Genomic DNA, 22,723 nt, shown 5'->3' with positions numbered 1-22,723 from the left:
AGTATTTTTAAAATCACACGAAAAAACTTACTTATTTCATGCTGGCAAATTTCACCAACATGCTTAAAATAATGGAATGGTTGAAAACGTTGTCAACCTATCTGCAGCAGCAAATGATTGTTGAGAAACATTCTTTTCCTTAAAAAATAGTATGCCCTTTCACAAGGGTCTATAATTTTTTTCACATACCAATTTCTAGCAAGTAAATAGTATAACCTAAAGAGTGACCGATAAGAATAACAGATACGAATAGGCATTTTTTCGTAGCCCTTAATCAAAGCTATCTGCTGAATCTACCTACAGACTTCTATATTGGTCATGTTTCCTATTCGTCTCAGCACATATGAAAATAAGAACAAATGCGCAAGCGCCTTGACCACCCTCAGGCATAGCACAAGACGAGCCGCTCGGAAAGGTGTCTTTTACCGATCTTTAGAGGATTGGCTTGTGACCTCGAGGGGGTAGGCGCTGGAGCTGGACGCCGAACATGTTGCAAAGTTATCCACAATATTTTAATATATAATTTCCTATAAAATCAAAAAAATCAGTGGGAACGAATATCCCCACTGATTCACTAATCACCAATTCATTCATGAGCTAGCTTCATCTGAAGGCTTACCTTGCAAGACTGCACGTGGCTTACTTCCCTCATACGGGCCAACAATTCCTCTTGCTTCCATTTCATCAATCAGCCTAGCTGCTCGTGTATACCCAATTCGAAATCTTCGCTGCAGCATGGATACGGAGGCCGTTTGCATCTCTAATATAAGCTCTACAGCCTCACCATATAAATCATCCTCTACTTCCGCTGTCGTTTCTGGGATATCATCAGGGATCATTTCTTCTTGGTATTGCGCTTTTTGCTGTTCAATTACAAAATTGACGACCTCTTCAACTTCATCATCTGATAGAAAAGCACCTTGAACACGAACAGGCTTTGATGCACCGACAGGTAAAAAGAGCATGTCCCCTCTACCTAATAATTTATCGGCTCCTCCCATGTCTAAAATCGTTCGTGAATCGGTTGCTGATGAAACGGCAAAAGCAATTCTTGATGGAATATTTGCTTTAATTACTCCAGTAATAACGTCTACTGATGGTCGCTGTGTGGCAATAATCAAATGAATGCCTGCTGCCCTTGCCATTTGGGCAAGTCTTGTAATTGCATCCTCCACATCTGATGAGGCAACCATCATTAAATCAGCAAGCTCGTCCACAATGACGACGATATAGGGCAATAGAGGCTGGGTTGCTTCCTCCTCCATATTTTGCCTTCTAACAAATTCATTGTACCCTTCAATATTTCTTGTACCAGTATGGGAGAATAATTCGTATCTTCTCTCCATTTCACTCACTACTTTTTTTAATGCTTGTGATGCTTTCTTAGCGTCTGTTACAACAGGTGCAAGTAGATGTGGAATACCATTGTATACATTTAACTCAACCATTTTTGGATCAATCATCATCATTTTCACTTCATGCGGTTTAGCTCTCATAAGAATACTAGTAATGATACCGTTTATACATACACTCTTTCCACTTCCAGTCGCACCAGCAACTAGTAGATGTGGCATTTTATTTAGCTCTGCTAAAACAGATTCTCCTGTAATATCACGACCAAGTCCTATTAGTAACTTTGCATCGGGTTTATCATGTTGCTTTGATTCAATGACTTCTCTCAGCGAAACTACAGCCACTTCTGAGTTTGGCACTTCAATCCCAATTGCTGATTTCCCTGGAATTGGTGCTTCAATTCGGATATCCTTCGCTGCTAAAGCCAATGCTAAATCATCATGAAGGCTGACAATCTTGCTCACCTTTACCCCTACATCTGGGTGAACCTCATACTTTGTAACAGCAGGTCCTAAATGTACTTGTGTGACTCTAGCCTTCACACCAAAGCTCTGAAACGTTCTTTCGAGCTTAGCTGCATTCGCATGAATCAATTCATATTCCCCACTTTGATCTGTTTGTTTTGGCAGCTTTAACAGCCTAAATGGCGGCAGTTCATAATCCTTGTTTTCAATTTCTGTAAAAGTGATCGGAGGAGAAAGTTCCATCGGTTCTTCCTGTTCATTTTCTGTATCACTTATGGATCGTTCTTCCTTTACACTCATCCTATCAGCATTTTGAGTAAAGCTAGAAATAATTGGCTCTGGGGAAATTTCCTCTTCCCTTTCTTTTGCACTGTTTATCGTAATCGTTGGCTCAGGCTCTGCCTTTTCAACCTTCTTTTTATCTACAGTTTGGGCTTGTCTCTCCACTTTTCTGTCCTTACGTGAATCATTCCAGTTTTTCATATCAACAAGAAAAGCTTCCCACTGTTTTACGATAAAGTTCCAAAGAACGGTCCCCGTTTTTCTTAGTCCATCGCCTAATGTTTTACCAGTAAGTAAAATAATTCCAATAATAATTAGCATGAACGCAACGATCTTTGTACCTGGTTCATCAAATAAAAAATAGAAAAGCGCAAAAAGAATGGCTCCAACCATTCCACCACCTAAATCGGTCGTACTCGTTTCCCCATTCACTTCCATCCAAAACAATTCCCATGTATTCGCTATCACACTAGGATCCTGAAACTTCCCCCCATTTAATAATAATTGAAATAATTTCACGTGACTAAGTAATAGCATCGAACATAGAATTAGATAGACCCCGACTAATTTCGTATGTAATAAATAAGGGATCACTCGCTTCCACATTAGATAACCAGCAAATAGGACCAGCCCCAATAGACTGATAATATACCATTCCCCCATAAAGAAACGGAAAAACAGGACCGTCGCTTTTCCAACTGCTCCTAGTTTTGCGATTGCAATGGCGGCTAATGCAATAAGAACTAATGCAACGAGCTCATATTGAATCGTTTTCTTTAAATTTTCTTTTTTCCGTGTTTGCCTTCTTTTTTTCTTGGCCATCTAATCACCTAATTTATTTTCTACTTATTTCCATATTAAACAAAAATCATAAGAATCATGCATTTTTTGATAAACGAAAGAAGAAAGCAGCCAATTTTGGCTGCTCTGAAGTTACTCTCTATTATACCATAACGCACCTAGACTCTGTTATGTTAAAGTTATTTTTGCACCTGGAGAAAATTTTTCATTCATGAAATCGGCTGGATCACTGCTCATTACCCGCAAAACTGTACAATTATTTCCTTCAGTCATTTCTACTAGAAGAGAGGTGCCTTCATAAGAAACAACTTTTTGCTTATCATATTCATTCATTTCTGTTGGAAAAATAAGCTCGTGGGGCATCGATGTATACAAAATCATTGCACAATCCCCTCTTCACTTTCTTTATTTATATCAATCAATTCATTCAGCTTTTTAATTGCTGGTCCAATGCCTCCGACTCCATCAATTAACCCATATTCAACTGCATCTGGACCAACTACGTTTGTTCCAATATCCCTTGTTAAATTCCCTTTCGCAAACATAAGCTCTTTAAATTGTTCTTCTGATACATTTGAATGCTTTGTCACAAAATTAATGACTCGTTCCTGCATTTTATCTAAATATTCAAATGTAGCAGGAACACCGATTACAAGCCCTGTTAGTCTGATTGGATGGATCGTCATTGTCGCTGTTTCTGCTATAAAGGAATAATCACAGGAAACGGCAATTGGCACACCAATTGAATGACCTCCACCAAGTACAATTGAAACAGTCGGTTTTGATAATGAAGAAAGCATTTCAGAAATGGCTAATCCTGCCTCAACATCGCCACCAACTGTATTCAAAATGACTAATAATCCTTCTATTTTTGGATTTTGCTCAATAGCTACAATTTGCGGAATAAGATGCTCATATTTCGTCGTTTTATTTTGTGGCGGAAGCTGCATATGCCCCTCAATTTGACCTACAATCGTCAAACAGTGAATCTTGGAATCTTGAGACAACTGTGGAACATTCGTTTGTCCTAGCTGTTGAATTTTATCAATTAAACTTGAAGATTGTTCTTCTTTTGGTTGATCTTGTCCATCATTTTGTGATTCATTTTGCCTTTTTTCATTTTTTCCCATTCTATCTTCTCCCTTCAAACTAATAAATAGAAGCCATATAATTTTAGTATGGTCGTTGAAGGGCATTTAATTCTCAGGAAAGATTAAACTTCCATAATAATAGGTAAAATCATTGGTCTGCGTTTTGTTTTCTCATAAAAATATTGATTCAATTCATCTCTCATTTCTTGTTTAATCCCATTCCAATCAAACGAATCTTTAGAAATGCTTTTCACTACTATTTCTCGGACTCTGTTCGTCGCCTCTACTAGCAGTTCCTCAGATTCTCTCACATAAACAAACCCTCTAGAAATAATTTCTGGTCCCGCAGAAATCTTTTTTTCCTTTTTATTCAGCGTCACAACGACTAAGAGAATCCCATCCTGTGAAAGAAGCTTTCTATCTCTTAAGACGATATTTCCTACATCTCCCACCCCACTGCCATCTATTAATACATTGCCAGAAGGGATTCTTCCGGCTGGACGAATGCTTCCTTCCGCAATCTCCAGCACATCTCCTTTTTCAGGGATAACGATTTGATTATCTTTTAACCCACATTCTTTCGCAATTTTAGCATGCGCCTTTAGCATCCTGTATTCACCATGCACTGGAATAAAGAAAGATGGCTTCATTAAATTAATCATAAACTTTAACTCTTCTTGGCTTCCATGGCTTGATGTGTTAAAGGTACCTTTTCCAGAAATTACATTTGCCCCTGCACGGTAGAGCATATCAATTGTTCTTGAAATGATTACTTCACTTCCTCGAAGTGGCGATGCCGCTAAAAGGACTGTGTCCCCTTTTTTTATTGTTACTTGCTTATGTGTTTGTTTCGCCATTTTCTGGAGTACTTCAATTGGCTCTCCTTGAATACCTGTTGTCAATAAGACAATTTCATCATCAGGATATGTATGAATGTCTCCAAACGGAATTAATATATCATCAGCAATATGTAAATACTCATACTGAATGGCAATATCAACAGCTGTTTGTGTGAAATTGCCAATGATGGCTACTTTTCGCTGACTCTCCTTTGCAGCATCGAAAATATGTTGAATTCTTATTAGGTCTGATGCAAAGGAAGCGGCAATTATTCTACCAGGTGCATGAACAAATGAATCGATCACTTGTTTGACTACCTTTGATTCAGATTGAGTATAGCCCGGTTTCTCCGCCTCTGTGCTATCTGATAAAAGACAGAGAACGCCTTCTCCACCAATCTGAGCTATTTTTTGAATGTCCGTCCGATAAAAGTTTGTTGCTGCCTGATCAAATTTAAAATCACCTGTGTACACAATATTTCCTTCCGTTGTATGGATACAAATGCCGACACTATCAGGAATGCTATGTGTCGTATGATAAAACGAAACCTGTGCTGACTGAAATTCCAAAAAGGAATCAGTAGAAATTTCTATAAAATTCGGCTTTCCTTTATATCCCTGCTGCTTTACCTTTGCTTTTGCTATTGCAATTGTTAGTCTCGTTCCGTAAATAGGCACATTAAGTTCTCTTACAATATATGAGAGTGCTCCAATATGATCTTCATGTCCATGAGTCAAAAAGATCCCTTGGACCCTCTCCTTATTGTGAATGAGATAAGTAATATCAGGTATGACAATATCAATTCCGAGCATTTCATTTTCTGGAAGCATCAATCCCGCGTCTAATACAAAAATATCTTCATCTATCTCAACTAGATACATATTTTTTCCGAATTCATTTACTCCACCTAACACCATAATCTTGATGCTCTGATTCTTTTGTCTGTTCAATGTAAACTTCCTCCCACAATTTCTTAGTCCGACCTTAGATCAGTTACCAATATTATACTTGAAGGAGGAAACAAATAAAATAACAAAAGTGAATGGTATAAACCTGTTGAGTAACAAACCTGCTATGCGTTAATAAGCTAATTCGTCGCCAAACAACTTCTTTCTAAATGTAAAAAGCTGATCAGAAGCATGCACCTGATCAGCTTGAAGCATTTTATTGATTTTGTTTTACTGTTTCGAAAACATTGTTGCTATTTTACACATAATTTTGGTAAAGGTTGATTTCCACTCCAGGTTGCTCCCTTTCCGCGGGGTAGGCGCTGAGCCTCCTCGTCGCTCACGCTCCTGCGGGGTCTCAGCTGTCCTACGCATCCCGCAGGAGTCTCGCACCTTCCGTTCCAATCAACCAACCTATTAGTAAACCATTCATTCTAACAATTGATTTAAAAACAACAATCTTTTAGGAAAGAGCGTTTGTCTTAAATAAGGCAATCAAGTCATTTCTTTCCTTTTCCGTTAATGGCACTAATGGCAGTCGAACCGATCCTACATTAAGCCCTTTTAATTGAAGTGCTGTTTTAACAGGAACTGGGCTTGGTGCCTTAAAGAGCCCTTCCATTAATGGAAGAAGCTGTCGGTGAAGTGCTGCCGCCTTTTTATTTTCTCCATTTAGAAATGCTTGAATCATCGTTTGCATTTCATTCCCTATTACGTGAGAAGCCACCGAGACGACTCCATCTCCTCCAATTGCCAAGACAGGTACCGTTAATCCATCATCCCCACTATAAAGTAAGAATTCAGGATCTGTTCCTGCAATAATTTTTGCCATCGCATTTAGATCACCACTTGCTTCTTTAACAGCAACAATGTTTTCAATTTTAGAAAGACGGATAATCGTTTCAGGTGCAATGTTGATTGCTGCTCTGCCTGGAATATTATAAACCATGACAGGAAGCTTTGTATTTTCCGCAATTGCTTTAAAATGCTGATATAGTCCTTCTTGATTCGGTTTACTATAATAAGGAGCAACAACCATAATGGCATCTACACCAAGTTGTTCTGCCTTTTTCGTAAGTTCAATCGATGCATACGTATCATTGCTGCCTGTACCAGCGATGACAGGTACTCGCTTGTTCACAACCTTTATCACATGCTGAAATAATGCAAGCTTTTCTTCCTTAGATAATGTTGGTGATTCACCAGTCGTTCCCGCTACAACGATGGACTCTGTTCCATTATCAATTAGATGATTAATAAGCTGCGTTGTTTTTGGAAAATCAATATGTCCTTTTATATCAAATGGTGTAACCATTGCTGTTGAAACTCGCCCAAAAAATATCATTCTTACACTCCCTTATACAACAAAAATCATGTTCTTTTTAACTTACTTTCAAAACCAATTTCTTTATCAAGCTCAAAAGCATCATGCAGTGCATTAACGGCTTTAACTAAATCGTCCTGCTTAACAAGCACCCATATCGTCGTATGACTATCTGCTGATTGTAAAATTCGAATCCCTTGTTCAGATAGAGCAGTGACTATTTTAGATGCCACTCCTGGTACACCTTGCATTCCAGCACCAACAATTGATACTTTCGCACATTCAACTTCCACCATTGGATGATGGCCGAGCTGTTTAAGAATGGAAAGTGCCTTATCAGTCATCTCTTTTGTTACTGTGTAATTCACTCCATTTGGATAAATATTAATAAAATCTACACTAATGCTTTCATTTGCCATCGCCTGAAAAACTTCAGCTTGTAAATTATATTGATTCTTTTTCGCAACTACCTTAATTTGAGTAACATGTGAAAGATGCGCAATTCCAGTTACTAACCGCTCCTTAATGTCAATCCCATGCTTTTCCTTTGTTAAGGCTGTCACTAGAGTTCCTAGACTATCTGAATAATTAGATCGGATTCGCATTGGCACCTTAGCTTGCATAGCCATTTCAACTGCTCTTGGATGGATGACCTTCGCTCCCTGATAGGCCATATTACATACCTCTGTATATGTGACAACTGAAAGAGGACGGGCATTTTCTGCAATACGCGGATCAGCAGTCATTATTCCATCAACATCTGTGAATATGTCGATCCATTCCGCATTTAGCGCAACACCTAATGCAGCAGCAGAAGTATCACTTCCGCCTCTGCCAATTGTTGTTATATCCCCATTTTTTGCAGCACCTTGAAAACCAGCAACCACAACACAATCTCTATCTTCTAATTCTTTAAGTAGTCTATCACACTTCATATCAATTATTTTTGCATTTGTATGATCATTATTCGTTCTAAATCCTGCTTGCGCTCCTGTTAATGCAGTTGCTTTAATCCCATTCTCTACTAACATATTTGTAAACACAATACTAGAAATGATTTCACCACAAGATAATAGAAGATCATTTTCTCTTTTATTAATTAACATATTATCTGTATTTACGAGTGATAGCAATGTATCCGTTGCATATGGATCTCCTGTTCTTCCCATAGCAGAAACAACAATAACGAGCTTATATCCGTCGGCTAATGCCTTTTTTATATGTTTTAAAGCATATGCACGGCTTTCTTGCGTACGTACAGATGTGCCTCCAAACTTTTGGACAATTATTTTCATTGTTACACCTCTGAGATGTCTCTTTTGTAAAAGTCACTGGCTCTAAAAGGAAGCCTAACTTAGCAAGTACAATGAATTAGAACGAAGAATAGAGGCAATTTGTAACATAACAACAAAGCTTAGGCTGATTGTTTACTTTATATTCATTTATGATGGTTCGTCATTTTCACTTGACAATACCTAATTTAATGAGGCTTTCTGCAATTTGAACAGAATTCCATGCTGCACCCTTAAGGAGATTATCTGAGACAACCCACATATGAAATCCTCTCACCTCGTCTAGGTCTTTACGAATTCTGCCAATAAAAACTTCACTTTTGTCCACACAATTAGCTGGCATTGGATACACTTGATTCAGAGGGTCATCTTGCAATTCAACCCCAGGTGCATCTGCCAATAAATCTTTTATATTTTGCGGTGTTATATCTGCCTTATCCACTTCAAAATAGATGGATTCTGAATGACCAGTCGGTACTGGCAAACGGACACATGTAGCTGCCACATGCAGATTAGGCAGATTCATAATCTTCTTTGTTTCATTGATCATTTTCATTTCTTCAAACGTATAACCGTTCTCCATAAACAGATCGATTTGTGGGATCGCGTTAAAGGCAATTTGATAATGCTTCTTATCCCCTTTCACAGGTAAAATTTCTGGGGTATATTCTTCATTATGAATGATCGCTTTAGTTTGTTCATATAGTTCTTCAACAGCTGCAGTACCTGATCCAGAAACAGCTTGATACGTTGAAACAATGACCTTACTTAGACCGTAAGTTTGTCTAATAGGTTCGAGTGCAACGACCATCTGGATTGTTGAACAATTCGGATTCGCGATTATCCCTTGATGATTAAAAAGATCTTGCTCATTTACCTCAGGAACGACAAGTGGAACATTTTTATCCATACGAAAAGCACTCGTGTTATCAACAACAATTGCTCCATGTCTTTTGGCGTGCTCTGCATATTCTTTAGAAACACTACCCCCAGCACTGAACAACGCAATATCAACACCAGCAAAGCTTTCAGGATTAACCTCTTCTACCGTATGCTCAATCCCCTTAAATTGTACCTTCTTTCCTGCTGATCGTGCCGAAGATAATAAGGTTAGTTTTGAAATTGGAAAGTCCTTTATTTCGAGTGTTTTTAGCATTTGCTGCCCAACTGCACCAGTTGCTCCAAGTACGGCTATATGGTATCCTTTTTTCTGCAATTTAAGCTCCCCTTTTCCACAATGAATTCTCGTTTTCTAGCAAAAAGATAGCTGGAAATATGATGAAAGAATTTTCTTATAATAACATTCATTTTAACATATTCGCTCTTTAAAGTAATAAACTTTTTGCTAGAATAAACAGGGGCTAATTTCCGTCCTTATACCTTTCCACAATAACCGGCTGCAATTGTTTTCCTTCAATCGCCATTTCAATCGTTTCAGATAATTGGCTCATTCTTGCAACCATTGAATTTGGCTTTTTCTCTGGGTCATCCTGACCATATGGAATAAAATAAATATTCTTCGTTGCCATTAGCCTCATTAAATTAACTCCATTAAGCCCTAGTGCATCATTTGTTGATATTCCTAACACAACAGGCTTTTGGTTACGTAAAGTGGCTTTGGCTGCCATTAATACAGGTGAGTCTGTCATCGCATTCGCAAACTTACTCATTGAACTACCTGTTAATGGCGCGATAACCATACAATCCAAAGGGATTTTTGGGCCTAGTGGCTCTGCCTTTACAATTGAATCAATTACTTTATTTCCTGTTAAGTCCTCAATCCTTTGAATCCAATCTTCACCCTTGCCAAATCTAGTTTCCGTATTTTTCACTGTAAAAGTAACGACTGGCAGTACTTCTGCTCCTGCGTGTACTAGTTTCTCGATTTCAGGAAATACTGCATCATACGTACAATGTGAACCTGTCAGACCAAAACCGATACGCTTCCCTTTTAAACTCATTTGATCAAATTCCTCCTTCGCTATTCATATCATCCTTAATTAATTGTGTTAGAACATTCGCCAAGATTTGCCCTGCTGTTTTTGGTGCAACAATCCCTGGAAGACCAGGTGCCAGCAAAGCTTTAACCCCTCTTTTTTCTGCATACCTAAAATCCGTGCCACCAGGTTTTGAAGCTAGATCAATGATCAATGTGTGGACTGGCATTTTCGAAATGACTGATGCTGTTACAATTAAATGAGGAATTGTATTAATACAAATATCCGTATCCTTCACTTCATTTTCTAAGTCATTTAAATAAAAGGGAGTAAGTCCCATCTCCGTAATTCTGGCAATATGCTCACTCTTTCTCGCACCGACCTTTACTTTTGCTCCAAGTGCTTGGAATGTTCTAGCAACACTCATCCCTACTCTTCCTAGTCCTAGAACCGCAATATTTGCCCCATGGATTGTAAAATCAGTATGCTGTATGGCCATCATAATGGTTCCTTCAACCGTTGGAATAGAATTATAAATAGCTACATCATCCCTTGAAAATAATTGTACAAGACGGCGATTTGCCAGTTTGGTAATATTGTCTAGATACGCATTGCTAATTCCTGAATAAACTGTACAATGTGCTGGTGTTTCAATTAGCATTTCCTTTCGTAAATACACCTTTTCATTTGAAAAAATTGTTTCAATTTGACCATCTGGACCTGTTCCAGGTACTGGTAATATAATGGCATCTTTACTTGAAAAATCTACTTCATCTATTTTTTCTTTGACGGCTCCTGTAAAAGCATGGTCTAATTGTTCAAAGCCAATCAAAGAAAGTTTTGCATCAAGGTCTGTTAATTTGCGAATGATTTCAAGTTGCCTTGCATCTCCGCCAATTACTGCAATCTGTATCCCTGTTAGCATGAAACCCTCACCTTCTTCTAAAGATTCGTACAGGAATGATCTATTTTGAACTACTTCAACATCTTATGTATGCAAACAAAAATCTGTGAGTTTTCCATCAAAGAATAAAAGAAAATAGAGGAATCAATTAAAAAAAGCAAACCAGCTATGCTGATCTGCTCTTCAAAGTTCGGAGTTGGATTGATTATTGCTACTCCTCTTCCGTTATATCTAAAATAATCATATCATTCCCAATCTTTTTTATATGCGTCCATGGAACACGTATTTCATCCCCTTGTCTTTTCAAGCCAAACCATTTCAGTGATGGGATAACCAACGCTTTTATTTGTCCATTTTTTTCATCAATTTCGAGATCAGTTTGACCAAGCACCCCTAATCTTTCTGCTTTTTTGACATCTACTATTTCTTTTCCACTTAGCTCACTTAACCTCATTTTACTCCCCCCTTCATTCTTCTCTTTATTAACTTATCGAACAAGATGCCAGTTTAGACTACTAAAAAACAGTCTGTTCAATGAACAGACTGTTTTTTAAGGTTTATATATTTTTTGGTAATTCACCACTTGGGCTAATTAATGCAACCGAATAATCATCAGTAAATATGGTGTTTGCCATTTCATCGACACCATTCTTCGTTACAGCATCAATTTGCTCAATAATTTCATCTAATGATCGATGGCGACCAAGCAATAATTCATTTTTGCCATTGCGGCTCATTCTACTATTTGTACTTTCTAAGCTTAACATAAGGCTTCCTTTAAGCTGTTCTTTGCAATTCGTTAATTCTTTCGAAGTAATTCCTTCTTGTTTCAATTTATTTAATGTATCTTGCATCGTTCCGAATAGTTCATCCAGTTGATTAGCACCAGTACCCCCATAGAGCGTAACAATTCCGCTGTCTTGAAATGCTGAATGATAAGAGAATACAGAGTATGCCAGTCCTTTCTGTTCTCTTACATCCTGGAATAAACGGCTGCTCATGCTTCCACCTAAAATATTATTTAGAATAATTAAATCATACATGTTTTCATGGCCAACCTGTAACCCATCAAAGCCAATACATAAATGTGCTTGTTCCGTATCTTTTTTCCTGGCAATTTGATTCGAGTGAAATGCTGGTTTGCCTTCTGCTTTTTCACGACTTCCACCTTCATAGGAGCCGAAGAATTGTTCTACTTCACGAATGAAGGATTCTTCAATATTCCCTGCAATTGAAATAACAATATTTTCAGGTGTATACATATTATGTACATACTGCTTTAATTTTTCCCCATTAAAAGTTGCAAGTGTTTCTTCTGTTCCTAAAATTGGATAACCTAGTGGATGATTTTCATAAATAGCCTTACTTAAAAGATCATGTACAATATCATCAGGTGTGTCTTCATACATTTTTATTTCTTCGTACACAACCTTTTTCTCTTTATCCAATTCTTCTTCAACAAAAGTTGAATTAAAAAACATATCTGCTAATACTTCAAGTGCAAAATGGGCATGTGTATCAAGAACCTTTGCATAGTAGCAAGTATATTCTTTCGATGTAAAAGCATTAACTTGTCCACCGATGCTATCAAAGGATTCAGCTATTTCTCTCGCTGATCTCGTTTTCGTCCCTTTAAAAAACATATGTTCTAGAAAATGAGATATTCCATTATTCTCCTTGTTCTCATCCCTTGATCCTGTTCCAATCCAAACACCAATCGCAACAGATCGTACAGTTGGGATCTTTTCTAGTACAACTCTTGCTCCATTTTGACACGTATACTTCTTTATCAATTAAATTCCTCCAGTCTCGATACTCTGCTGCACCTATTAATTTTATACTATTATCGCATATTTTTCCAAAATTAGTTGTTCAAACAAGATTATCGAGTTTCAATTGTTCTCTCAGCACTTAATAATTCAGTAACTGTGTTCATTTGTAAATCCTTTTGCTTCAGCATTTGGATTAATTGATCTAATGATTTAGCTGTTGAATCTGTAGGATGCATCAATATCATTGCTCCATTATGAACCTTACTTATGACACGCTGAATTAATTGATCTGGAGTTGGCTTCTGCCAATCGACCGTATCTACCGTCCACATGACTGTCCCTAGCTTTTCCTCTGCAGCTATTTGAACAATTTCATCCCGATAGCTTCCACTAGGAGGAGCAAACCATCGAACAGATTTATTTGTTGTCGCTTTGATTACCTCATTTGTTCTGCGGATTTCTTCTCTTGCCTTTGGCGTAGAGATCGTCTTCATATCTGGGTGTGTATACGAGTGATTTCCTATTTCATGTCCTGCCTCTTCAATCATTTTAGCTAACTCAGGATTATTCTGAACCCATCTGCCTTCCAAAAAGAAGCTGGCTGATACATTATGCTTTTTTAAAGTTGCCAGCATATCAGTTAAGTATTCGTTTCCCCATGCGACATTAATAAGAAAGCTTACCATCTTTTTATCCGGATGTCCTTTATAAACGGGAGTTGGTGGCAAATCACTTAAATTAACTTTTGGTGCAATTTGTTTAAATACAAGCTTTTCTTTTTTATACTTACCATCTGATTTCATTTTTTCGTAGGAGGCCTTTATATCAACTTCTACTCCATTCAGTCCTGGGATTGCTTTCCACACGCGATCGACTTTTGCATCGATCGGCGGAATATATAGGCTTTCTGAACTTTTGATTATTTCCATATATAATTCATCATTTTCTTTTGAAAAGACTTCATTGCCTATTTCTGTGCCAGCTGCATATTGATCTATGATTGGATGATTAACAATTATTAATGCTAGTAGACAAATAATGACGAAATGAGCATACTTTCTCATTTTCTACGACTCCTTCATTTAACATGTTGTTTTGAAGGGACAAGCTAAAACCGCCTAAGTCCTTACTACCTAGTATGTAATAATTGCTTCTATTTATAACATGGATATACAAAAAGTCAGGAGGCTTCTCCTGACTTTTAATTAACATAGTATAGAAAATTATATAATCGCACTTTGTGTATAAAAATCCGGGGCGATTATGCTTTTGTTCATTATTTCTGTGCATTTTCCTTTTGTTCTTTTTGCTCTCGAAGAACTGCCTTGCGAGATAAATTCACTCGTCCCTGCTTATCGATCTCAGTTACTTTTACAAGCAATTCGTCACCAATCGCAACGACGTCTTCAACTTTCCCAACACGTTCCTCAGCAAGCTCAGAAATATGCACAAGACCATCTTTTCCATTGAAGATTTCAACAAATGCACCGAATTTTTCAATTCGTTTTACTTTTCCAAGATACATTTGACCGACTTCAACTTCACGAACGATATCTTCAATAATCTTCTTCGCCTTTTGGTTCATTTCTTCAATTGTTGAGGAAATGAATACTGTTCCATCCTGTTCAATATCAATCTTCACACCTGTTTCTTCGATGATCTTATTGATTTGCTTTCCGCTCGGTCCAATTACATCACGAATCTTATCAGGATTAATATTCATTGTTAAGATTTTTGGCGCATATTGTGAAAGCTCTTTGTTCGGTTCAGAAATTGTAGCAAGCATTGAATCAAGAATTTGCATACGGCCTTTTTTCGCCTGTTGAAGTGCCTCTTCTAAAATTTCACGAGATAACCCTTCAATCTTAATATCCATTTGTAATGCTGTTACACCTTTAGCCGTTCCAGCTACCTTAAAGTCCATATCTCCAAGATGGTCTTCCATCCCTTGAATATCGGTTAAAATCGAGTAGTGCTCACCAGACTTAATAAGTCCCATCGCAATTCCTGCTACTGGTGCTTTAATTGGCACACCTGCATCCATCATCGCAAGTGTACTCGCACAAATACTTGCTTGTGATGTTGAACCGTTTGATTCTAATACCTCAGACACTAGACGGACAGTATAAGGGAAATCTTTTTCAGATGGAATAACTGGCTCTAATGCACGTTCACCCAATGCACCATGTCCAATTTCACGACGACCTGGTCCTCTAATCGGGCCTGTCTCACCTACACTAAAGTTAGGGAAATTATAATGATGCATGAAACGCTTCTCTTCTTCAATTCCGAGACCATCGAGAATTTGCACATCACCAAGTGCACCTAATGTACAAATGCTTAGCGCCTGTGTTTGCCCACGAGTGAACAAGCCAGATCCGTGTGTACGTGGCAGCAGCCCGATTTCTGAAGATAATGGACGGATAACATCCAGTCCACGCCCATCTGGACGAACCTTATCTTCTGTAATTAAACGACGCACTTCACCTTTAACAATTTTATCAAGAATTTGTTTTACTTGCTTTAGCTCATCCGCATCTGCTTCTTGCTCTTCATATTTTGCTAAAATTTCATCTTTAACAACTTTAATAGCAGCTTCACGTGCATGCTTCTCCTGCACTTGAATCGCAACAATCATGTCACGCTCACATAGTTCACGGACTTTTGCTTCGATATCTTGGTCTACTTGATAAAGAATTATTTCCATTTTAGCTTTGCCAATTTCAGATACAATTTCTTCTTGGAATGCAATTAAGCGTTTAATCTCTTCATGTCCAAACATGATTGCTTCAAGCATGATTTCCTCTGGAATTTCAAGTGCTCCAGCTTCAACCATATTAATCGCATCTTTTGTTCCTGCAACAACTAAATGAATATCACTTTTTTCAGCTTGGTCAACTGATGGGTTAATAATAAATTCACCATCAATACGTCCAATCGTCACACCAGCAATAGGCCCATTAAAAGGAATATCTGATACACTTAATGCAAGTGATGAACCAAACATTGCTGCCATTTCTGAAGAACAATCTTGATCAACACTCATAACCATGCTTACTACTTGTACATCATTACGGAAACCGTCAGCAAATAACGGACGAATTGGTCGATCAATTAAACGACTCGCCAAAATGGCTTTTTCACTTGGACGGCCTTCTCTTTTAATGAACCCACCAGGAATTTTCCCTACTGCGTATAGTCTCTCTTCGTAATTTACAGTTAACGGGAAGAAATCTAGGTTTTTTGGCTCCTTTGATGCAGTTGCTGTACTTAATACAGCTGTATCGCCGTATCGAACGAGCACAGCACCATTTGCTTGCTTTGCCAATTGGCCAATCTCAACAGAAAGTTTGCGTCCTGCCCATTCTATTGAATAGATGTGCTTATCTTGTTCCATCTTTGTAACCCCTCTCTATCTTATCCCACTTTTTATAGGATAAGGATCTATCATCACTTATATAAATCAACATAGCTCATCTAAGTATGAATTCATGCATAATAATAGTATGTACAATTTTTTCACTCGTTAAAATGCTTCTTTATGTATGTAAACAAGTGTTCTTTTTAAAACTAATAAAAAAGCGGGATAATTCCCGCTTTTCTAGAAATAGAAAATTTTGTATCACGGAATTAGTCAATTGTCTAACTCCGAGTGCCTAGGCTTCAGTCATAAGTTTATCCATCAGAAGGATTTATAATGCCTTCGTAATCAGAATCCTTATGCTTGACACCGATAAATAGGCACTCTACCCATTTCTATTAACGGCGTAAGCCTAGCTTGTTAATTAACACACGGTAACGTTGAACATCTTTGTTACGTAAGTACGTTAAAAGATTACGACGTTTACCTACCATTTTTAAAAGACCGCGACGTGAGTGGTGATCTTTCTTGTGTGTACGTAAATGCTCGTTCAAAGTGTTAATTTCTTCTGTAAGGACAGCGATTTGAACTTCTGGAGAACCAGTATCGCTCTCATGAGTTTTGAACTCATTGATTAGTTCATTTTTACGTTCTTTAGTGATTGCCATCCGTTTCACCTCCTAATTTATCAATCCCCATTTACTGAGCATGCGTCGGTGACTCGACATGCCAAGCAAAGGTTCATTTAATACGTTTATAAGGATACCTCTTTTTTTGACAAAAAGCAAGGCTAAACCCTGATTTTTTGGAAGTATTGCAAGGCATGTTCTTTATCCTTTTCTATTTGCGCCACAAGTTCCGCAATTCCAGAAAACTTTTGTTCATTTCTTAAATGTAAATGCCATTCAACTGTTGCCTCATGCCCATAAATATCTTGTTCAAAATCAAATATATGAACTTCTATCGACGGCTTCGCTGCAGCCTCACTTTTGAAGGTAGGTTTATAACCGACATTGCAGACACCATCATACCACTTGCCATCAACAAAAAATCGGACACAATAGACACCTAATGGCGGAATCATGTAATCCAATGCCAATTCAATATTTGCAGTAGGGAATCCAATTGTACGGCCGCGTTTGTCTCCATGAATAACCGTTCCTGTCGTTCGGTAATTCCTTCCTAAAAGTGAATACAGTTCATCCATTTTTCCGTTACGCAACAATGATCGAATGAGTGTCGAGCTTATTTTTTCTTTATTTGCTGATAATTTTGGGATAATCGTATAATCAAATTGCTCCCTTGAATGGAATGGCAATGTTTCCATTGTTCCTTTCCCCATTCGCCCATAGGAATAGTCAAACCCCGCTACTACATGCTGAACATTGAGGCCGATTAAATATTGATCAACAAATTCCTGTGGCAATAAATTAGCAAAGTCCTTTGTAAAATGAACAACAAATAAATAATCAATTCCTAAATTAGAAATTAATTCGATTTTATCCTTCAGAGGAGTAATATATTCAATATGTTTGATACTTTTCCCAAGAACGACAGATGGGTGAGGATCAAAGGTCATTACTGCACTCTTCATTCCTTTTTGCTTTGCCATCCTCTTCGCATTTAGGATGACTTCTTGATGGCCTAAATGAACCCCATCAAAATAGCCTAAAGCTATGACAAGTTCTGGCAAATCCTTTTTTTCTAGTTGAAGTGGATGTTGTACTGAAATAACTTCCATGATGTTTCACCTTTTTTCTTTTCCGAGCCTTATACTTGTATCTCATTTCTTAACACTTTAGCTGGCTTCATCAACCCTTGCTTCTGTGGATGGTGTTCATAGATGGCTAAAGCTTGGCTTTCGGCTGTTTCAAGCACAATTGGGCCCTTTATAGTTAATAAATGATCAGGGATGTGCAACACTGCCCCATTTCTTACTTTCTTAGCTAATGTATCATTTATCTTATATTTCGGCAAATGGGAAAGTGCTGTTTCTAATGGATAAATTGAATCAGCTAAACTGCCTTCTCCCATTTTATTTTCAATCTCTTCCAATGTGAGACAGTCTTCTAATTGAAAGGCAGCAGATTGAGTTCTTACAAGTTCTGACATATGTGCAGGATAGCCTAACTCTTGCCCCATCATTACCGCTAATGTACGTATGTATGTTCCTTTGCTACATGAAACGCGGAAACGGAATCGGATAATTTCTCCAGTGAAAACGGTTCTATCATCAAGAAGCTCGATCGAATAAATCATGACTTTTCTTGAAGGTCTTTCTACCTCAATCCCCTGTCTTGCATATTCATATAGTCTTTTTCCATTCACTTTGACAGCTGAGTACATGGGGGGTGTTTGGACGATCTCCCCAGTCAATTTCGATAATACTGAAAGGATTTGTTCACGAGTAAATGATTGATCCACTTTTTTTTGTTCAACTATTTCACCTGAAGCATCCTCTGTTGTCGTTGAAAACCCTATCGATACTTCTCCTTCATACGCTTTTCCCGCATCAGTAATGTATTCAGCCACTTTAGTTGCTTTACCAATACAAATAGGAAGTACGCCAGTCACGTCTGGATCTAATGTCCCTGTATGGCCGATTCGTTTCATCTTTAAGATTTTCCGAAGCTTAAATACACAATCATGCGAAGTCATTCCTTTTGGTTTCAATAATGGCAGAATTCCCTCCATATTATACCTCCTTTTAAAAAGTACAAAAACAAGAATTGTATCGCTCCATGATTTGAGCAAGGCAATTATCAAGGTTCCCCAAAGAAACTTGTACTTTATTCAAAAAAATGGATAGACAAATATGTCTATCCATCTCATTCTTTGTTTTCGGGTAAGCCCTATTCTTCATTCGACTTTGAACGGTTTTCGTCCTGAATTTGATGAAGCAATGTATCAATTCGATTTCCGTAATCAATAGATTCATCAAATTCAAAGAGAATTTCAGGTGTTTTGCGCAATCGAATACGCTGCCCAATTTCTGAACGGATAAAGCCTTTTGCTTTCGCTAAGCCTTTTAACGTATTTTCCTTTTGCTCCTCATCACCAAGGACTGAAATAAACACAGTTGCTTGTTGAAGATCGCCAGTTACTTGAACGTCCGTTACCGTAACAAACCCAACCCGAGGGTCCTTGAGTTTACGTCCGATGATTTCGCCCAATTCCTTTTTCATTTGTTCTCCAACTTTATTTGCTCGAAGGCTCATTATATTTCACCTCTTCTTAAAGCCACTCAATATCTGTTATTGTTCGCTCAATTTCTGGAAACGAATCAATCAATTTAAGGGCATTCTGTAATTCTTGTTCCGTCGAAACCTGCGAGGAAGAGACAGCAACGATTGCAATTTTCGTACGTTGCCATACATCTTGAAAATCGACCTCTGATACAGAAATATTGAACTTCTGCTTCAATCGGGTAAGAATACGCAGCATGACTGATCGTTTTTCTTTTAAAGAGTGTGCATCATAAATAATACATTCACAGGCTGCTAGGCCAATGATCACTTACGTTCAATCTCCTGCATAATGAACGCCTCAATAATGTCTCCCTCTTTTACATCATTGAAATTTTTAATTGTAACTCCACATTCGTACCCTTGGTTTACTTCTTTTGCATCATCTTTAAAACGTTTCAGTGCATCAATTTCACCTTCGAAGACAACAATGCCTTCTCTGATTAAACGAATTCCACTATCACGTGTAATTTTCCCATCAATGACATATGAACCAGCAATTGTACCAATCTTCGAAACTTTGAATGTTTGGCGGACTTCAGCTTGACCAATGATTTTTTCTTCAAATTCTGGATCAAGCATACCTTTCATTGCTAATTCAATTTCTTCGATTACTTTATAGATGATACGGTGTAGACGAATTTCAACACCTTCAGCATCGGCAGCACGTTTTGCATTAATATCTGGACGTACATTGAACCCTACAACAATGGCATTGAAGGCAGCTGCAAGTGTAATATCTGATTCATTAATTGCGCCTGCACCTGTATGCAGAATACGTACATTTACACCTTCTACATCAATTTTTTGCAATGCAGTAGTAAGTGCCTCGGCAGAGCCTTGAACATCAGCCTTCACAACCACATTAAGTTCCTTCATTTCTCCTTGTTTCATATGCTCAAACAAGTTATCTAAGCTTACACGAGTCTTTTCACTGCGCTGAGCCTGTAATGCTTGCTGTGCACGAGCTTCTCCGACTTGACGAGCCGTTTTCTCATCATCAAGGACAGCGAAGCGATCACCTGCTTGTGGTACATCATTTAGCCCAGTTATTTCAACAGGAGTTGAAGGTCCAGCTACTTTCACACGACGTCCTAAATCATTTACCATTGCACGGACACGACCAAATGTGTTTCCGACTACGATAGGATCTCCAACTTTTAATGTTCCATTTTGAACAAGGAGAGTAGCAACAGAACCTCTGCCTTTGTCTAATTGTGCCTCAATTACAGTTCCAACCGCATTACGTTTTGGATTTGCCTTATATTCTTCCATTTCACTTACAAGTAAGATCATTTCAAGAAGATTTTCAATTCCTTCACCTTTTAATGCAGCAATCGGTACAAATATCGTTTCCCCGCCCCATGCTTCAGGAACTAATCCATACTCAGTCAATTCTTGCATTACTCGGTCAGGATTTGCCGCTTCTTTATCCATCTTATTGACAGCAACGATGATTGGTACCTCCGCTGCTTTCGCATGGTTGATGGCTTCAATTGTTTGTGGCATAACCCCGTCATCTGCTGCTACAACTAAAATCGTTATATCCGTTACTTTCGCTCCACGCGCACGCATCGTTGTAAATGCAGCGTGTCCAGGTGTATCTAAGAAAGTAATTTTCTTTCCATTTACTTCAACTTGGTACGCACCAATATGCTGGGTAATTCCTCCAGCTTCTCCCGCTGTTACCTTTGTGTTACGTATCGAATCTAATGTTGTAGTTTTCCCGTGGTCAACATGTCCCATAATTGTAACAACAGCTGGGCGCTCTTCTAAATCCGTACCTTCATCTTCAGTGAAGTATACTTCTAAATCAGTTGTATCAACAATCACTTCTTCTTCGACTTCAACTTCGTACTCACCTGCAATAAGCTCAATCGCATCTTTATCAAGCTCCTGATTGATTGTTGCCATTACACCGAGCATAAATAATTTTTTGATAATTTCTGATGGTTCACGATGTAGCTTTTTTGCTAGTTCAGCAACAGTTAATGATTCAGAGAAGGTAATCTTTGCAGGTAATTCCTTCACTTTCTTTGGAGCTGGTACTGGTTGAGCTTGCTGCTGCTTTCCTTTATTGTTTCTGTTTTTATTATTCTTATTATTGTTATTGTTGTTGTTTCTTTGATTGCTGTTATTTTTATTAAATGGCTTATTGTTCCCCTGGTTTTGTGTTCTTCCTTCCCCAGCTTTATTTGCTGGTTTTGAAGATTGATTAGCAGGACGACTTCCATTATTCGATGATGAATTTGTTTTTGCTTTTACTTGCTCTTTTGGTTGTGGCTTTTGGCCATTATTATTTTGATTAGTTTGCATTTGAGGTTGCTTCTCTTCTTTCTTGCTATAGATTCCGTCCAATTTTTGTACGGCAGCCGCTTCAATTGTTGTCATATGATTAGAAACCTCAATATTCATACTTTGTAATTTCGTTATGACATCTTTACTTGAAACATTTTGTTTTTTTGCATATTCGTAAACGCGCATTTTACTCATACTTTCACCCCCGCTGGAATTAATCGAGCAACGACTTCAGCTTTTTTGCAAATCCCTCATCTAAAACCGCCACAACTACCCTGGCATCTTTTCCAATCGCCTGACCTAGCATTTCTCGGTTATCAACAAGCTTATATGGGACATGATAGGATTTACATTTGTCTGTCACTTTTTTTGCTGTATTAATAGAAGCGTCTGCTGATAGCAATATGAGCTTCGCCTTACCGTTTCTAATTTCTTTGATAGTAAGCTCTTCACCCGAAGTGATTTTTCGTGCCCGATTGGCTAAACCAAGTAATGACATCCATTGATTCGCTCTCATTTGGATTGTCGTTTCTCCTTCTCTATTAGCTCAAGAAGCTCATCATAAATTAAATCATCTATTTTTACTTCCAAATGATTGGCTAATATGTTTTTCTTTTTTGCAAGCAATATTGCTTCTTTCTCTTTTGAAAGATACGCTCCTCGCCCAGATCGTTTTCCAGTGAGATCAATCGATACGTCTCCTTCTTTTGAGCGAACGATGCGAACGAGTTCTTTTTTCGGTCTCATTTCACCGGTTGCGACACATTTACGCATAGGAACTTTTTTACGATTGTTCACGCTCATTCACCTCG

The 22,723-nt window shown here is 38.0% G+C and carries 21 protein-coding genes; all 21 read right to left on the bottom strand.

Going from position 1 to position 22,723, the window contains the following annotated elements; genetic code table 11:
• Positions 1 to 590: 590 nt before the first annotated feature.
• A complete protein-coding gene (locus J2Z40_RS03645) occupies positions 591 to 2,921 on the bottom strand; it encodes a DNA translocase FtsK (RefSeq protein ID WP_066393717.1) in 2,331 nt (776 codons plus the stop codon).
• A 147-nt stretch (positions 2,922 to 3,068) separates the two neighbouring features.
• On the bottom strand, positions 3,069 to 3,281 hold the full coding sequence (locus J2Z40_RS03640) for a YlzJ-like family protein (RefSeq protein WP_066393715.1): 213 nt from the start codon (positions 3,279 to 3,281) through the stop codon (positions 3,069 to 3,071).
• A complete protein-coding gene (locus J2Z40_RS03635; RefSeq protein ID WP_066393713.1) occupies positions 3,278 to 4,030 on the bottom strand; it encodes a ClpP family protease in 753 nt (250 codons plus the stop codon). The genes J2Z40_RS03640 and J2Z40_RS03635 overlap by 4 nt, the downstream gene beginning before the upstream one ends.
• Before the next feature lie 83 nt (positions 4,031 to 4,113).
• Complete coding sequence (locus tag J2Z40_RS03630; protein ID WP_066393711.1) at positions 4,114 to 5,781, bottom strand: ribonuclease J; 1,668 nt, start codon at positions 5,779 to 5,781, stop codon at positions 4,114 to 4,116.
• 460 nt (positions 5,782 to 6,241) lie between these two features.
• A complete protein-coding gene (gene dapA, locus J2Z40_RS03625) occupies positions 6,242 to 7,123 on the bottom strand; it encodes a 4-hydroxy-tetrahydrodipicolinate synthase (RefSeq protein ID WP_066393705.1) in 882 nt (293 codons plus the stop codon).
• 26 nt (positions 7,124 to 7,149) lie between these two features.
• Entirely contained in the window at positions 7,150 to 8,397 is a 1,248-nt protein-coding gene (dapG, locus tag J2Z40_RS03620) for an aspartate kinase (protein ID WP_066393702.1), read from the bottom strand.
• A gap of 166 nt (positions 8,398 to 8,563) precedes the next feature.
• Complete coding sequence (gene asd / locus J2Z40_RS03615; protein ID WP_083953878.1) at positions 8,564 to 9,610, bottom strand: aspartate-semialdehyde dehydrogenase; 1,047 nt, start codon at positions 9,608 to 9,610, stop codon at positions 8,564 to 8,566.
• Positions 9,611 to 9,755: 145 nt separating this feature from the next.
• Positions 9,756 to 10,355, bottom strand: a complete 600-nt coding sequence (gene dpaB, locus J2Z40_RS03610; protein ID WP_066393700.1) for a dipicolinate synthase subunit B — start codon at positions 10,353 to 10,355, stop codon at positions 9,756 to 9,758.
• A 4-nt stretch (positions 10,356 to 10,359) separates the two neighbouring features.
• Positions 10,360 to 11,256, bottom strand: coding sequence for a dipicolinic acid synthetase subunit A (gene dpaA, locus J2Z40_RS03605; RefSeq protein WP_066393697.1), 897 nt, complete (start codon positions 11,254 to 11,256; stop codon positions 10,360 to 10,362).
• A gap of 190 nt (positions 11,257 to 11,446) precedes the next feature.
• Positions 11,447 to 11,689, bottom strand: coding sequence for a YlmC/YmxH family sporulation protein (locus tag J2Z40_RS03600; RefSeq protein WP_066393695.1), 243 nt, complete (start codon positions 11,687 to 11,689; stop codon positions 11,447 to 11,449).
• A gap of 103 nt (positions 11,690 to 11,792) precedes the next feature.
• A complete protein-coding gene (locus J2Z40_RS03595; RefSeq protein WP_066393693.1) occupies positions 11,793 to 13,028 on the bottom strand; it encodes a M16 family metallopeptidase in 1,236 nt (411 codons plus the stop codon).
• Between the two features lie 89 nt (positions 13,029 to 13,117).
• Entirely contained in the window at positions 13,118 to 14,071 is a 954-nt protein-coding gene (locus J2Z40_RS03590; RefSeq protein WP_066393692.1) for a polysaccharide deacetylase family protein, read from the bottom strand.
• A gap of 212 nt (positions 14,072 to 14,283) precedes the next feature.
• The gene (pnp, locus tag J2Z40_RS03585) at positions 14,284 to 16,404 is read right to left on the bottom strand and encodes a polyribonucleotide nucleotidyltransferase (protein ID WP_066393691.1); all 2,121 of its coding nucleotides are present in this window, start codon (positions 16,402 to 16,404) and stop codon (positions 14,284 to 14,286) included.
• A gap of 362 nt (positions 16,405 to 16,766) precedes the next feature.
• On the bottom strand, positions 16,767 to 17,036 hold the full coding sequence (gene rpsO, locus J2Z40_RS03580; RefSeq protein WP_066393689.1) for a 30S ribosomal protein S15: 270 nt from the start codon (positions 17,034 to 17,036) through the stop codon (positions 16,767 to 16,769).
• Positions 17,037 to 17,158: 122 nt separating this feature from the next.
• Positions 17,159 to 18,109, bottom strand: coding sequence for a bifunctional riboflavin kinase/FAD synthetase (ribF, locus tag J2Z40_RS03575; RefSeq protein WP_066393687.1), 951 nt, complete (start codon positions 18,107 to 18,109; stop codon positions 17,159 to 17,161).
• A 29-nt stretch (positions 18,110 to 18,138) separates the two neighbouring features.
• On the bottom strand, positions 18,139 to 19,062 hold the full coding sequence (gene truB / locus J2Z40_RS03570) for a tRNA pseudouridine(55) synthase TruB (protein ID WP_066393685.1): 924 nt from the start codon (positions 19,060 to 19,062) through the stop codon (positions 18,139 to 18,141).
• A gap of 158 nt (positions 19,063 to 19,220) precedes the next feature.
• The gene (gene rbfA, locus J2Z40_RS03565; protein ID WP_066393683.1) at positions 19,221 to 19,586 is read right to left on the bottom strand and encodes a 30S ribosome-binding factor RbfA; all 366 of its coding nucleotides are present in this window, start codon (positions 19,584 to 19,586) and stop codon (positions 19,221 to 19,223) included.
• Positions 19,587 to 19,602: 16 nt separating this feature from the next.
• On the bottom strand, positions 19,603 to 19,884 hold the full coding sequence (locus tag J2Z40_RS03560) for a DUF503 family protein (RefSeq protein ID WP_066393680.1): 282 nt from the start codon (positions 19,882 to 19,884) through the stop codon (positions 19,603 to 19,605).
• The gene (gene infB / locus J2Z40_RS03555; protein WP_066393672.1) at positions 19,881 to 22,106 is read right to left on the bottom strand and encodes a translation initiation factor IF-2; all 2,226 of its coding nucleotides are present in this window, start codon (positions 22,104 to 22,106) and stop codon (positions 19,881 to 19,883) included. Before infB ends, J2Z40_RS03560 begins: the two co-directional genes overlap by 4 nt.
• Before the next feature lie 19 nt (positions 22,107 to 22,125).
• Complete coding sequence (locus J2Z40_RS03550; RefSeq protein ID WP_066393670.1) at positions 22,126 to 22,428, bottom strand: YlxQ family RNA-binding protein; 303 nt, start codon at positions 22,426 to 22,428, stop codon at positions 22,126 to 22,128.
• A complete protein-coding gene (rnpM, locus tag J2Z40_RS03545; RefSeq protein ID WP_066393668.1) occupies positions 22,425 to 22,709 on the bottom strand; it encodes an RNase P modulator RnpM in 285 nt (94 codons plus the stop codon). Before rnpM ends, J2Z40_RS03550 begins: the two co-directional genes overlap by 4 nt.
• Positions 22,710 to 22,723 lie beyond the last annotated feature (14 nt).

Source organism: Cytobacillus eiseniae (genome assembly GCF_017874625.1).
Classification (GTDB): domain Bacteria; phylum Bacillota; class Bacilli; order Bacillales; family Cytobacillaceae; genus Cytobacillus; species Cytobacillus eiseniae.
This window is presented reverse-complemented; position numbering and strand designations above follow the sequence as displayed.